Genomic DNA, 14435 nt, shown 5'->3' on the forward strand with positions numbered 1-14435 from the left:
CACCCCCCACTGATTATCAGCCCTCACCAATCGGACTTTAATGACTTAACATTATGCTTATCTTAGGAGCGAGGTATTTTATCGGTGAGTGTACACAAACCATGTAATGCTTGCTGTTAATAATGCTGACGAAATCAAAGCTGTAAGAACACTATATGTTTGCCAAATAAGTATTGTTGACCAATCGAAAGCACAGCACAGTATACTCAGGGCAATCGTAGCGGTCAGGAAAATAACTGTTACGGTTATTCTCTTTTTTGTCATTGGCTGCTGATCATTCGTTTTCCTTCTGCGTAATCCTAAGAGAAATAGCAAAACGGCCAATAGACAAAGAATAATTGTGATAGACGACAAAATGATATCCAAAAGCTGTGTACCGCTTATTTCATATGACTGAGTTAGATTGCCTTCTAATATATCTTTAACTTTTAGTACCATGTTTGTATTGGTATTTGCGCCGTTGCTCAGCAAGGAGACGGCTGTTCGTTCATTTAGCAGTATGACTACTTCGGTTCTGAAATTTGGATTGCCCCCAGTGTGTTCTATAATCGTTTGTTCGGCGTTTACGGACCAGCCTGCCGCATAATACATACCGTTGACAGCCGAAACAGACATATCACCCCTATGTGATTTTTCGATAACCGTGTGAAATATTTCGGGTATGTCCTGCACGATACCCATCTGTATGCCCATCCAACGCGCCATATCTTTTGTATTAGAAATGATGTAGCCTGCGGGTTTATTCCCAGCATAATCTGGAGCTTTAAATGGAGTTGTCATAAAAAAGGCAGAACGGTAGCCCTGTGCCAACTGTCCAGTGGCTTGAGCATCTTCTTTATAAACATATGTCTGGTGAAGACCTAACGGCTGAAATACCTGTTCCTTCATAAAGTCTTCGTAGCTTTGTCGCGACACAATCTCAATAACCAAACCCAATACGTCATAATTAACGGTTCCATAGTTATACTGTTCACCGGGAGGGAACGCCAATTCAGCATCAACGAGCATTTCCACAGTCTTTTGCAACATATCCGGTGTATTGCCTTGTGGAATATTTTGAGTATGCCTAATATTTGTTAGACCACTGGTATGGTGAAGAAAGTTATTTAGTGTAAGACTTTGCATATCAACAGGTTTCCCTTGATACTTTAATGTAAACCAAGGTAAATATTTTTGGACAGGGTCAGTCATTGAGAGCAGCCCTTGCTCTTCCAATAGCATAATACCCATACCGGTAAAAGCTTTACTGACCGAGGCTAACTCATAGAGTGTATTTTCACTTGCAGACAACCCCTTTTCACGGTCTGCATACCCTGAAGAAAAGTAGAACACTTCATCATCAGCAAGTATTGAGATTGACATTCCCGGCACACCTGATATACGACAGGCATCATCTAGCAACGCTTGTATTGCCGCAGATTGCGAATCTGACAACGCATAACTTTGTGTTGCGAATCCTGAGAATAATATAAATATCGTTAATACAAAAACAATAATCTTTTTCATAAACTCTCCCTTTTGGAAAATTATAAAAGAATAATATAAATAACCTCCTTTTACAACTACGAAACTAATTTTTAATGTATCTTTCTATTCACCTATATAATATCAAATAATTACGAATAGTTACACTTGAACGAACAGATGGATGTAATTTGAAACAACTTTAAAGAGCCTTGCTACGTAGAATGTAGTAAGGCTCTTAGCTTTTTAATAATCAAAATTCAATAACTTTATTATCATTATACAACAGCCCCACTAAGCTTATTACCACTTAATGAGGCCATTTGATTCACATTATTAATTATGGAACGTCGGCTTATAGAACGAACGATTATCAAGTGCGAAGACACGCTCTGTGTATTCGCCTGGTTTTGTGCGTCCTAATGCGCGGTCCATCATGTTCATTTTTGCATCTAAGTTATCGATGTAGTGCAGAATTTCTGCTTCTTTTACTAATGGTGGTTTTGGGCTACCCCATTCCGCTTTTCCGTGGTGCGAAAGGACGATGTGTTGAAGAATTAATACTTCTTCTGCATCGATTTGCAATTCGTCTGCTGCTTTACCAATTTCGTTCACCATAATAGAAATGTGGCCTAGTAAATTTCCTTCTAACGTATACGTTGTAGAAATTGGGCCAGATAGTTCGATTACTTTACCAAGGTCATGTAAAATAACGCCTGCATATAGTAAGTCTTTATCTAAAGATGGGTATAGATTTGAAATAGCTTTCGCTAAATCAAGCATTGATACGACGTGATAAGCTAGTCCAGATACGAACTCGTGATGGTTCTTTGTCGCTGCTGGATAGTCTAAAAATTCGTTTTGATGCTTATTTAATAAATGTCTTGTTAGACGCTGAATGTTCGGGTTTCTCATTTCAAATATGTATTGCGTAATTTTCTCAACCATATCTTCTTTTTTCACTGGTGCTTTTTCTACGAAGTCTGAGATGTCTGTTACTTCATTTTCATTCGCAACACGAATTTGTTTCACACGTAATTGAATACGTCCTTTGTAGTTTAAAATATCACCAGCTACTTTCACGATTGTTTCCGCTACATATTGTTTCTCAACTTCTGGTGATACGTCCCACAATTTCGCTTCAATATCTCCACTTGGATCTTGTAAGATTACTGTTAAAAATGGCTTTCCATTGCTTGCGATACCTTTTGTCGCTGTTTTAATTAACAAGAAAATATCGACTTGTTCACCAACTTCATACTCTGCAATTTTCTTTTTCATTCGAATTCCTCCACCAAATCAGTTACTTTTAGTATAGCACACTACAACTCATTTTCTTTACGCATATGTGTTAATTTTATAATCTGTTTTTCTGGAAAATACGCAAGTAAATGCGCATGACATGTAAAGAATATGACTTGTCTATCCTTTGCAATTTCCTTTATAAGTTCAATCGTACGATTCGTCCTTACCGCATCAAAATGCACGAAACTATCATCAATAATAAATGGATAATCATGTTCGAATGTTTTCGCGAGTGCAAATCTCAGCGATAAATATAACTGCTCCGCTGTCGCTTGGCTTAGTTCATGACTGTAAAAACGCATACCATCGTTACGTTCAACGATAAACGGTTCTGCCTCTGACGGTGAAAAGATTTTACTATAGCGTCCGCCTGTTAAATAGACGAAATACTCTTCTGATTTTTGTAAAATACGAGGAAGATGAACTTCATGATAATAGTGCTTCGTTTTCGTTAACACTGTCTTTGCGGCCGCATAAGCAGCCCACTTCTTCACTTGTTCACGCACTTGCGCTTTTTTCATTTCCCATTCATGCATTAAATCGCCGTACGTACTACCTTCTTCTAAATTCGCAATTTCCATACGATGTTTCGCAATACGCTCTGTCAGTTCTTTCTCTTTCGTAAGACAGTTTTGGACAGTTGTAATTTCTTGCTTTAATTTTCCTTCATACCCGTCAGCTTCATAATGTTCATCTAATGATAAACTCGTTAAACGCTGTTCCAACAGATCAATTTGCGGTAATAAACGCCCCACTTGTTTCTCTGCATCCTCACGTTTTTCCGCCAGTTTACCTGCTTCTAAAAACATCTCTTCATCTGTAGACTCTGCAATATGCCATAAACCATCTCGTTCTATTAGTAATTGCTTTAATTGTTCTTGCATAAACTCATATTCTTCTTGCCATTCCGCCAGTTTTTCTTTTAACTGCTTACAAGTTTGGCGCTTCTCTTTCTCATTTTGCATACGGCTTTGTGCCTCGTGTAGCTTACTATACTCCGCACTACCGATAACAGTTTCTAGTTTATGTTCAAATTGCGAAATCATTTCATATAATGAAGATTTTCGCGTACCTTGCTTCTCTAACTCTCGATATAATTGCTGCATTTTTTCAATACGCTCAAACGCCGGCAATATGTGTGCATACGTATAAAATTCAGGAAACATATAGCGCGTTTTATATGCATCGACTTGTTCTCCCGCCTGGAACGTTTCTCTCTCCCATTCCTCATACGATGAAACGACTTTATCATACGCTCGTTCCAACTGCTGTAACTTATAAGACTCGCGCTCAAATAACTTCCGAATCTCTTCATCTTTTTCTAACTGATAACGAACAGACATCGCTTCTTCACTTTGTCTCCCGCCAGCACTTTGCTGAAGTGTAAGGAGCTCTTCTTGTAATCCACTTGATGGATCTTTATATAAAACAAGGGCGAGAACAATCCCTACAAAAACAATGACACTAATAAATAAGAGCGGTCGATTGTCTATAAATAAGCTTGTGAATAAAATGCCTGTGTTAATAAGAAGTAACAGAAGACAAACTCTTTGCCACTGCTTTTTCTTTTGCATAGCCGCTCCTGCTTTTTCCTCATACTTGCGCTTCATTCTCTCTGCGCCCATACCGATAAACGCCGCATCTTGGAACGACTTCTCTTTCTCAGCTAACGCATTTCGCTCTTCATCCGCTAACATTTGTTGCTTAATCTGTCTTATATTCTCTTCTTGTTCTTCTAATTGCTCCTGCGCTACTTTAAAACGATCATCAAGCTGTGCTTTTTGCGTTTCTAATTCACGCGCCTTTTGCACTGTTTGCGTAATTAACTCTTTCGTTGCCAAACTCATATCAAACGACAGAACTGTTTCCTTTTCAAAAGTAGCACCAATTTGTTGCTCTAGTTCTGCCAGTTCTTCTTTTATATTCGTAATACTTCCTGTCAAATCACGCATTTCTTGGCGTGCATTTTCGTAAGACATATGCTGCATACGAAGTTCTTCTACATAACTTTCTTTTTGTAAAAACTCTTCATCTATTTGAATCGAGGCAATTTCCGATTGCACTGTCTCAATTTTCTTGTGGAGCGAATCAACTTGTAATTGAAGCGGCTCCATCTTCGCCTTAATTGCTTCATAACGCGCCATTCCGTTTACAGGAAACTGCCCGCTCTCGTTCTCTAACACTTTCTCGTGCGCACGCTTTTCAATAACGAGAGGCTCAAGCGCTGCTAATATTTCATAATCTTGCTTCCGCTTTTCTGCATTCTCTTTTTCCACGCGAACAGAAGCAAGTTTCTCTTCACTTTCTTTTAACTGCTCCACTTGCTTTTCATACGTGCCAATTTTCCCTTGCCACTCTTTCATCTTCTCTTCAAGTTTCTTCATCTCTTGCAATGACACGTTAATTTCTGGTTTACGACCACTCGGCTTGAAGCGCTGGTCCATTTCTTTTTCTAGCTTTTTATCTAACTGCAATAGCGCATCACTTCCGACTGCACTTGCCGAAAATAAATAATTGCCAATATCTGCTTCGCCAAGCTGATGAATGTTTTGAAGGCCATGCATATCAAATGAAAAGACAGATTCAAATAAATTTTCATTCATCCCGCTTAATATATCGTTTAAAATTTCTTCTCCGCCCGTTTTCCCGTCTTCAAAATAAACGGTCACCTCGCCAGCTGCCGTCTTTGGCAATCGCTCAATTTTCAAACGACCGTACTGCTCTGTTTGCACAGTGATCGCACCGCCATACTTCCCGCCTTCTTTCGGCTCATAACGGCGCTGTCCTCTCGTCGGAAAACCGAATAAAATACTTTTCATAAATGAGCGAATTGTCGATTTCCCCGCTTCATTTTCACCGTATAACACTGTCAGCAAAGAAAGATCCATTTCCACATTTTCTAATTTTCCGTACCCATAAATATGGAGTTTTTCAATTCTCATTTTTTATCCCTCTCTTGCTGGAATAATTGTTCTAAAATAATATTTTCTGCTTCCTTTTGAATCTCTTTCTTCTCTTCTTCTGTAAAAGATTCAATACTATTACGCGCTACAGGAGATGTCCAAATAGTGCGCAATACTCCGTCCATATTAGTGAAAGCTTCTAACTCCTTTAGCACACTACCGACGAAATGATTTTCCGCTTTCAAACGTTCGATTTCCGCAAAAGAAACCGTCTCATTTTTCCACTTCATTGCATATACGAAATCTTTTCGCTCTTCTCCAGATGCTAAAATGTGAAAAATCTCTTCCACACGCTTTTCGTCGCGCAAATAAGGTGAAAGTGGGCCTTGTCCTGTAAATACGACAGTTAATAGCGTACCTTCCTCTTCTCTTCGGCATTCATTCATCGCAGTAGATATGCTTGTCATAAGTTCATCAACAGTTTCAAGTCCATCAATACCAACCTCGATTTCGTCCCATACAACATCTGCCGTATGGAAAAATGAACACTGCGATCCTTTTTTCGTAAGTTCAATAAGGTACGCACCCTTCTCGCCTGTTTCCTTACGATGACGACCTTGTATGTTCCCTGGATAAATAATGTATGGTTCTTCTGATAAAATTTCACGTTTATGTATATGGCCAAGAGCCCAATAATCAAACTGTTTTTCTTTCAACTCACGAATTTGAAACGGTGCATAGCGATTATGCTCTGCATCTCCTTCCACACTTCCGTGAAGCATACCAATATGAAAAGGCGCATCACTCATTTTCGTATACTGCGCTGTCATATTATCCGTTACCGCTTGCTGCAAATAACTAAAACCATAAATAGAAGCTAATAGCTCACCATTTTTATAAAATGATTTCTCTTCTACATAAGGCTCAGTAAATACATGAACATTTTCCGAAAACTCAATTGCTGCCCAGCTTCCCCCTAAATGATCATGGTTACCGTGAATAATAAAAACAGGGATATCGTATTGCGAAAGTCTCTTCATTTGCTCACGCACAAACACTTGCGCCCTCAAACTTCTCGTCTCCGCATCATACAAATCCCCAGCTAGTAATACGAAATCAACGCGCTCTTGAATCGCTTTATCAACAATACGCTCAAATGATTCAAACGTACTTTGCTTCATTCTCTCCCACACAGACTGCGTAACATTCATCTCCATCCCTTTAAACGGACTATCCAAATGCAAATCAGCCGCATGTATAAACTTTACTTGTTTCACAAATAACGATCCTTTCTATCTTTCAAAAGTTTCATTTTATCAAAATTTAAATCGCTGAAAACTAATAATCATCGAGAATAAAAATATTCTCGATGATTAAAGTTTCATTCTATTTTACCACGCAATGTCATATATTTCTTTGCATATTGTAGCATTTTATGTCAAAATAATTATAAGATTCTGATTTTAAATATTGGAGGGAATTTTCATGGGAGTATACGTTCTAACAGTCTTTGAAAAAGATGGTTCAAAAGCATTAGACGAATCATTCGAGGCGGCAACTGAAAAAGAAGCAAAAGCAAAAGGTGAATCTATCTTACAAGAAAAAGGACTGTATGAAAAAACACATCGCTGTACATCTACTGCAGGTAAGCTCGTTTTATTCCAGCGCTAAAAAAAAGAAGCGTCATCCGCTTCTTTTTCACTCTACTATATCTTCGTCACACCACGTAAACACCACATCTAGAATGCGATTACCGATACGTACGCGTTTATTCCATTTACCTGTTTGGATCTGATGTTGCAATTCAGCTTTCATCTTTTCTGTCCAGTCGTGAATCGTTTCACTACCGTCGTACGGATATACGCTCGGAAACTCTTTCTGCAGTAGATGCAAGCTCTCTGCATCAAAATGAAAATGGAAGAAGTAGTTTGCTGTAAGCGATGGTTCTTGCAATCGTAAAAAATGATCATCAATTTGCTTTCTATTTCGATAGAAAGTAAAGATATTCACTTTACCGCTAGTAATTTGGTCAATTTGAATTTCGTGCTTCTCTATAATCACGTCTTGTCCACCTCGTTGTATACTATCCTTAGTATATATGTCTTTTGCAACAAAGTTAACCATTTTCGCGCGAAATTCATTTCCTTCATTATATTACCTGTACCTCCATATGCAATCAGAATAAATAAAACAAAGTTGAAGGGGAGCGATCACATGTATTTCGGAAGCAAAGGTTGGTATGTAAAAGAACTTAAAAAATTAGGTATCCGTACTTATGAAGGTAAAAAACTAGAATCTTATCGTACGCATGTGTTATCTAGTTTACTTGAGAGAATGAAGAGAGCTTCGGCTTAATAGAATAGCAAGAAGTAAACCTGAATATTGATAAATGATAAAAAACACCTCCTAAATTCGCATACTAAGTATGCAAATTAAATGGAGGTGTTTTTATTAGTTTCACTTTTTCAGGGGCGCTTCAGTTTTCATAAAATATTTTTTGTTTCCGCTGAAACGGATAAGTTTTAATCTCAGCTGTATCTAAATTTTCATGGAATAAATGAATGGCTATAATTTGTCTACAATCGTAAGTATGGTAATAATATGTTCCAGACTCCATACACATCGCACTCGTATAGATGGTATTATCTAATGTTCCTTCTTCTGTTATTACTGCCCCTTTAGGGACCTCACAATTTGATAAGATATGAAAAATAGCCGCTATCCCCTCTTCTTCGTTCTCTATAGCTTGAATGTTTTGTTTGCCATATGCTGCCCGCACAAATCTTGATGGCGGGGTAAAATCTCCAGGAAGTCCCATCGTTCCTGAACCTTGGCCAAAAGCACTTAATGGTACATCTCCCCACTCCGTTGGCGCAAATGGCTGCGATTTAAGTCCAATATATTGTCTTAAATTTTGTAAATGCCAATTAAACTCCGGACTATTAGTCATCACTCCTAATGGATTGTCATACATTTTTAGTCCATCATTTGTCGGCTCAAGTACAATACAATCTCCCCATTTATCTGCTAAAATCCAATGTAGCGGCGGAGTAATCCCTAAAATTGGTAATGGTACATCTATAAGGGAAATGTTATCAACAGATTTTTTTAACTCTTCAACAGAATTAAATTGCGTGAGGCTCCAAGCTACAAAATCAAATGGCGCTAAATTCGTTTTATAGTTATCTATACTGTTACTATAAGTAGCGAATCCCGGGAAATAGAGAGTGGCACACGTCATACCAGCTTCATTTACTCCGTCCGCCATAATGACCCTTCCTTCATGATTAATTCCCATTCCGACAACAGCCTTTTTCGCTCGGATAGTTTCACCAGTTATATTGTTCCACTGATAACGCCGAGGAATGATTATTACTTCCTGATTCATATCTAATGTGAAATCCATTGTTCTCGCAAAAAGATGTTGGAAATTTTTAGTTTGTAACGTCAAACTAGTACACATGAAGAAATCCCCCCATTTTATAGTTATATACACATTTTATAAAATTCTGATAAATTCGTAAATTAAAAACCCTATTTATCACTAACAAAGTAACCAACCAAACTAAAAATGCTATAATAAACCCAATCAAACTAAGGGGGCAAATTACTTTGCTTGGAACATGCATTCAATTTCATAAGTTTGGCAATCCAAAAGACGTATTACAAGTTGAATATAAAAATATAGAACCACTGAAAGATAATGAAGTTTTCGTCCGTATGCTAGTTAGACCTATTAATCCATCTGACTTAATTCCCATCACAGGAGCGTACGCTCATAGAATTCCTTTACCTAACATACCTGGCTATGAAGGTGTTGGTATTGTAGAAAATGTTGGCGCTTTTGTTTCTCGAGAGCTTATCGGTAAACGAGTGTTACCTTTACGCGGGGAAGGTACTTGGCAAGAATATGTGAAGACATCAGCTGATTTTGTAGTCCCTATTCCTGATTCCATTGATGATTTCACAGCGGCACAAATGTATATTAATCCCCTTACGGCGTGGGTTACTTGTACAGAAACGTTAAACTTACAGCGTAATGACGTTTTATTAGTGAATGCTTGTGGGTCCGCTATTGGACATCTATTTGCGCAGTTATCCCAAATTTTAAATTTCCGATTAATTGCCGTTACAAGAAATAATAAGCATACAGAAGAATTACTGCGCCTTGGTGCTGCATATGTAATTGATACTTCCACTGCCCCGCTTTATGAAACTGTTATGGAATTAACAAACGGGATTGGTGCGGATGCTGCGATTGATTCTATCGGAGGACCGGATGGAAATGAATTAGCTTTTTCCTTACGTCCAAACGGGCATTTTTTAACGATCGGTCTTCTATCAGGAATACAAGTGAACTGGGCCGAGATTGTCACAAAAGCAAAAGTACACGCAAACATATTTCATTTACGACATTGGAATAAAAATGTGTCAGCATATAAATGGCAGGAGACGTTTCGTCACTTAATTCGTCTAGTAGAAAATGAGCAATTACGTTTTATGAAAGTACATTCTACATATGACTTAGCGGATGTGAAAACGGCGGTTGATGTTGTGCAATCTGCGGAGAAAACGAAAGGGAAAGTTTTTTTGACGGGTTACTGACTACAATTGAAGGAGTCTTTTTGATTGGCCATTTAAATAGACTAGATAGTACGTTTAGGAACACCTAATTGTAAGTATCTGGTATAACCCTATTAAAAGGTGAAAGGAGATTTTCACATGTGGCTAATCACGGCAATCGCGCCTGTTGTAATAGTTGGTGGAATTGTAGTATTTGTAATTAAAAGATTGGAACATAAATATAAGAACGGAAAATTAGGTAAGAAAAAATCTCAAAAAGCTCAACTGTTATTAGATAGTTTCATACCTATGGGAATGCTTGTCGGCTGTATGATTGGTTTGATTTCCGGTATGTTTTCCCCAGATTTCTCACTGTTTTCCATTAGTTTAGGGTCTGGAATAGGCTATTTATTTGGTTATTTCGCCTATGAAATTTATAGCAAGACAGGCAACAATTTTTCATAATCCAAAAAGAATAAGCGGAACAGTACATAATCGTCATATAAAATATGTACTGTCCTTTATTGTTGCATCAACATTATCACCTTACCTTCCACATCCTATACACCTTTTTTATTGACTTTCCTCTCCTCCCTCTTTTGTATATCCACTTTTTTATTTTCATTGGATCTATACCCATAGTAAAGTAGAGCACATGTAATAACTGAACCTACAATATATCCTAAAAAACACCCTAACCAAAACATAATGTAACCGCCTCTATTCATTATAAATTTTATGTAATACAACCCTTTACATGCTCAATCGTTTATTTCTATAAACTATACACTCTCGTTATTCATACCATTATTTCTCCCCTTACCTCAAATAACAAATTTTTTATTTATCATAAAGTTAACACTCTCGTTAAACAAATATAAAGATTGCTGTATTTCTTACTTTTCTCCTTGAAAACGATATATACTATATTTGAAATAAGCGGGTGCGTCTGCTTAGTATCTAAATTCCCGTGCAATACCCCCAATCCTAGCATCTTTTACAATAACGTTTTGCTTATTTTTTGTACTTATAATACGCCATCAACTCTTCTTCATTTTAACTTTAATCATGAAACAAAAAAATCCCCTCAAAGCATGAACTTTAAGGGGGAGCCTGTTTTTTATTTACTTATATACGTACAGCTGTACCACTTACAGCAACCATTAACATTCCATCACGAACAACTTCGTAATCTACGTCAATACCAACGATAGCGTTCGCACCTTTTTGTTTTGCAAGTTCTTTCATTTCATCCATTGCGATATCACGAGCTTCTTTTAGCTTGCTTTCGTAAGAACCAGCACGACCACCGACAACATCACGAACGGAAGCGAATAAATCGCGGACAATATTTGCACCCATAATAGCTTCACCATTTACAATATCGATATACTCAATAATTTCTTTACCTTGAATTCCAGACGTTGTTGTTACAATCATGACTGACACTCTCCTAATAAGTTGTAGTTTTTTAATGCGCTTTCTTATGTCTTTATTATGACACAGAAAAAATATCTAATCTATTGAATTACCTTACAGGAGTGTGACAATTTTGTAAGAATGAAACGCCTATTCTATTTAACGAATTCCCCGTAAGAATTCTCCTTCCTCAAGTGTGTGAAGGGAATAGCCCAACGATAGGTGGGAGATGAATTTCGGTTTGGCGTAGCCAAAAGGCTTTGCCTTTTATTGTCACCTTGTATTGGTCGTGAAATACAGAAGAAATGTATTTGATGATGATATGTCGGACTATGCAAAAGACATTTTTGTCCGACTATCTGAAACCTATAACATCACATTAGTTGAATGGAATCATGATGTAGACCATGTGCATATCTTATTCAAGGCACATCCGAATACAGAAATGACAAAGTTCATTAATGCTTATAAAAGTGCAAGTTCTCGACTAATCAAGAGAGACTTTCCCCATGTGAGAAAGAAACTTTGGAAAGAAATGTTTTGGTCAAGAAGCTTTTGCTTGATTACTACGGGTGGTTCACCGATAGATGTAGTAAAGAAATATATTGAACATCAAGGAAAAAGTGAGGTGTAGGAAATGTTAAAATCATACAAATATCGTATCTATCCAAATAAAGAACAACAAATGTTTTTCTCAAAAACATTTGGATGTGTTCGATTTGTATACAACAAGATGCTTGCAGATAGAATCAAATCTTATCAAGAATCACAGGATACACTTGATATATCTGTTACATATCCTACGCCCGCACAATATAAGGCTGAATTTCCATTCCTAAAGGAAGTTGATAGTCTTGCGTTGGCGAATGCTCAAATGAATTTGAATAAAGCATACGCTAACTTTTTCCGGGATAAATCTATTGGATTCCCGAAATTCAAAAGTAAGAAAGATAACCATCGTAGTTATACAACAAATAACCAAAAAGGCACGGTTTACATTGAGAGTGGTTATATCAAGCTGCCAAAACTAAAGACCTTAGTAAAGATTAAACAGCACAGACAATTCTTTGGGTTAATTAAGTCTACTACAGTGTCTCAAACACCTACTGGTAAATACTTTGTATCGATTTTAGTAGAAGAAAATGAGCAATTGTTTCCTAAAATTGATACAAAAGTTGGTATTGATGTTGGGCTAAAAGACTTTGCAATATTGTCTAATGGCAAGAAATATGAGAACCCTAAATGGTTGAGAAAAGCCGAAAGAAGATTAGCTCTTCTGCAGCGCTCTTTGTCGCGTAAAAAGAAAGGTTCAAACAATAGAAACAAGGCCAGGTTACAAGTTGCAAGACTTCATGAGAAGATTGCGAATCAACGCAATGATTTTCTTCACAAGATAAGCAATGAAATCACAAACGAAAACCAAGTAATTGTGATTGAGGACTTGAAAGTGAAGAACATGCAAAAGAATTACAAATTAGCAAAAGCAATCAGTGAAGTATCTTGGGCCACATTCAGAGAGCTCCTTGACTATAAAGCAATATGGAAAGGTCGCGATTTGATAATCGCACCTAAGAATTATGCGAGTAGCCAATTGTGTTCTTGCTGTGGTTATAAAAATAAGGAAGTCAAGAATCTAAGCCTTAGAGAGTGGACTTGCCCTGAATGCAATAGCCATCATGATAGAGATGTAAATGCAAGTATAAACTTACTAAAATTATCCATGTAATTGGTATTTTCTTTAGGGGTAGGTACTACCCTTATAGCTTGGTAAATATAGATAGCTAATAAAAGTATCTACTTCCCAAGAAGCTCCCACTTCAAACAGTCCGTAAGGACGTTAAGTTGTGAGTAGTTCACTAAAGCGCTTTAATATTGGGATACATAAACGAGTCTCTATTTTCTTTCCAATCCTTTTCTACTTCTTTAAAAGTTGGTCGCCCTAATTCTTTATTATTTTCATGTTTACTAAACCATTTTTTCACATACCGATCTCCATTTTTACTTTGAACTGTGCAAAGGAAACTATTACTACTATCCTTTAATATTTTTACAATCACGAATAGACACCTCTTCCCTTCTCAATATCATAATAGGACTTGATCTTTTACTATAAGCCCTTCCTCTCTTATAGTCATACGACTCCTCGGCCGCGCCAAAGTTGTAAGATCAAAAACGATATTCACTTTGTTTACATTTTATTTAAAGAAATCAGAGTTATAGGCATTATGCTTATCAAATATTTTATAGATTTCTAACTTATCATCTAATTTTGCATCTACTAAAATTAATATATTTCCATCGTAAATATATTCTTCATACTTTTTAGCATGGTCTTCAGGGATTCCTAAGCCGATAAATGCTCCTATTAAACTTCCAGCTCCTCCGCCAATACCAGCTCCTCCAATAGCTGCTGCGATTGGTCCTGCTGCTACAATTGGACCCATTCCAGAAACGGCAAGTATACCAAGACCTGTTAATAAACCACCGAGTCCGCCTGCTACTCCTCCAGCTACAAGCCCTGTCGCTGAAAAGATATCTGCTTTATGTGCAGTTTCGCTATTCACTTTTTCACCCGATTTTTCTTCCAGATGTTCAATTTCCTTTTGATCTTTCGCAATAGCTGAAATGTTATCTGCTGAGTATCCTTTTTCATTTAATTCATTAATAACGAGTGCCGCATCATCAATTGTTCTAAAAACACCTACTATTTTTCTATCTACATTCATAACTATTAACCTCCTAAAGTTTTATATAATGTATCTTTATTTCTCTTCATTTCTG

14 protein-coding genes and 1 pseudogene are annotated in these 14435 nt (G+C 37.1%); 6 read left to right on the forward strand and 9 right to left on the reverse strand.

The window, feature by feature from the left end; genetic code table 11:
- Window positions 1-78: 78 nt before the first annotated feature.
- The 4 genes from ACQGSG_RS06680 to ACQGSG_RS06695 form a co-directional block, all read right to left on the reverse strand.
- Window positions 79-1506, reverse strand: a complete 1428-nt coding sequence (locus tag ACQGSG_RS06680; protein WP_214631933.1) for a serine hydrolase domain-containing protein — start codon at window positions 1504-1506, stop codon at window positions 79-81.
- A 294-nt stretch (window positions 1507-1800) separates the two neighbouring features.
- Window positions 1801-2745 carry a 3'-5' exoribonuclease YhaM gene (gene yhaM / locus ACQGSG_RS06685; protein WP_000726639.1) on the reverse strand — a complete coding sequence of 315 codons (945 nt, stop codon included), beginning with the start codon at window positions 2743-2745 and terminating at the stop codon, window positions 1801-1803.
- A gap of 41 nt (window positions 2746-2786) precedes the next feature.
- Entirely contained in the window at window positions 2787-5711 is a 2925-nt protein-coding gene (locus ACQGSG_RS06690; RefSeq protein ID WP_325842730.1) for an AAA family ATPase, read from the reverse strand.
- On the reverse strand, window positions 5708-6949 hold the full coding sequence (locus ACQGSG_RS06695) for a metallophosphoesterase family protein (protein ID WP_097856635.1): 1242 nt from the start codon (window positions 6947-6949) through the stop codon (window positions 5708-5710). The genes ACQGSG_RS06690 and ACQGSG_RS06695 overlap by 4 nt, the downstream gene beginning before the upstream one ends.
- Before the next feature lie 208 nt (window positions 6950-7157).
- Between ACQGSG_RS06695 and ACQGSG_RS06700 the strand changes: the two genes are divergently transcribed.
- Window positions 7158-7343 carry a YhzD family protein gene (locus ACQGSG_RS06700; RefSeq protein ID WP_000539552.1) on the forward strand — a complete coding sequence of 62 codons (186 nt, stop codon included), beginning with the start codon at window positions 7158-7160 and terminating at the stop codon, window positions 7341-7343.
- 27 nt (window positions 7344-7370) lie between these two features.
- Here the strand turns inward: ACQGSG_RS06700 and ACQGSG_RS06705 are convergent, their stop codons facing one another.
- Entirely contained in the window at window positions 7371-7733 is a 363-nt protein-coding gene (locus ACQGSG_RS06705; protein WP_000582785.1) for a hypothetical protein, read from the reverse strand.
- 153 nt (window positions 7734-7886) lie between these two features.
- On the opposite strand from ACQGSG_RS06705, the gene ACQGSG_RS06710 reads away from it, so the two are divergent.
- On the forward strand, window positions 7887-8027 hold the full coding sequence (locus tag ACQGSG_RS06710; RefSeq protein WP_000273537.1) for a YflJ family protein: 141 nt from the start codon (window positions 7887-7889) through the stop codon (window positions 8025-8027).
- A gap of 121 nt (window positions 8028-8148) precedes the next feature.
- Here ACQGSG_RS06710 and ACQGSG_RS06715 read toward each other — a convergent pair whose 3' ends face one another.
- Window positions 8149-9135, reverse strand: a complete 987-nt coding sequence (locus tag ACQGSG_RS06715; RefSeq protein WP_325842731.1) for a choloylglycine hydrolase family protein — start codon at window positions 9133-9135, stop codon at window positions 8149-8151.
- 149 nt (window positions 9136-9284) lie between these two features.
- On the opposite strand from ACQGSG_RS06715, the gene ACQGSG_RS06720 reads away from it, so the two are divergent.
- Both ACQGSG_RS06720 and ACQGSG_RS06725 read left to right on the forward strand, forming a co-directional pair.
- Window positions 9285-10277, forward strand: coding sequence for a zinc-dependent alcohol dehydrogenase family protein (locus tag ACQGSG_RS06720; protein WP_000901746.1), 993 nt, complete (start codon window positions 9285-9287; stop codon window positions 10275-10277).
- Window positions 10278-10394: 117 nt separating this feature from the next.
- Complete coding sequence (locus ACQGSG_RS06725; protein ID WP_000266269.1) at window positions 10395-10700, forward strand: hypothetical protein; 306 nt, start codon at window positions 10395-10397, stop codon at window positions 10698-10700.
- Between the two features lie 663 nt (window positions 10701-11363).
- Here ACQGSG_RS06725 and ACQGSG_RS06730 read toward each other — a convergent pair.
- Window positions 11364-11675: a YbjQ family protein gene (locus ACQGSG_RS06730; RefSeq protein ID WP_000637510.1), complete on the reverse strand. Its 312-nt coding sequence runs from the start codon at window positions 11673-11675 to the stop codon at window positions 11364-11366.
- A gap of 238 nt (window positions 11676-11913) precedes the next feature.
- Here ACQGSG_RS06730 and tnpA point away from each other — a divergent pair.
- Window positions 11914-12288: pseudogene (gene tnpA / locus ACQGSG_RS06735) on the forward strand (IS200/IS605 family transposase); the annotation flags it as partial.
- Between the two features lie 3 nt (window positions 12289-12291).
- Entirely contained in the window at window positions 12292-13380 is a 1089-nt protein-coding gene (tnpB, locus tag ACQGSG_RS06740) for an IS200/IS605 family element RNA-guided endonuclease TnpB (RefSeq protein ID WP_098605077.1), read from the forward strand.
- Window positions 13381-13510: 130 nt separating this feature from the next.
- On the opposite strand, the gene ACQGSG_RS06745 is transcribed toward tnpB, so the two are convergent.
- A complete protein-coding gene (locus ACQGSG_RS06745) occupies window positions 13511-13711 on the reverse strand; it encodes a DUF4028 family protein (protein WP_142330199.1) in 201 nt (66 codons plus the stop codon).
- A gap of 138 nt (window positions 13712-13849) precedes the next feature.
- A complete protein-coding gene (locus tag ACQGSG_RS06750; protein ID WP_001100100.1) occupies window positions 13850-14380 on the reverse strand; it encodes a general stress protein in 531 nt (176 codons plus the stop codon).
- Window positions 14381-14435: the final 55 nt, after the last annotated feature.

This window comes from Bacillus sp. GMa5/1, from assembly GCF_050172015.1.
GTDB lineage: Bacteria > Bacillota > Bacilli > Bacillales > Bacillaceae_G > Bacillus_A > Bacillus_A cereus.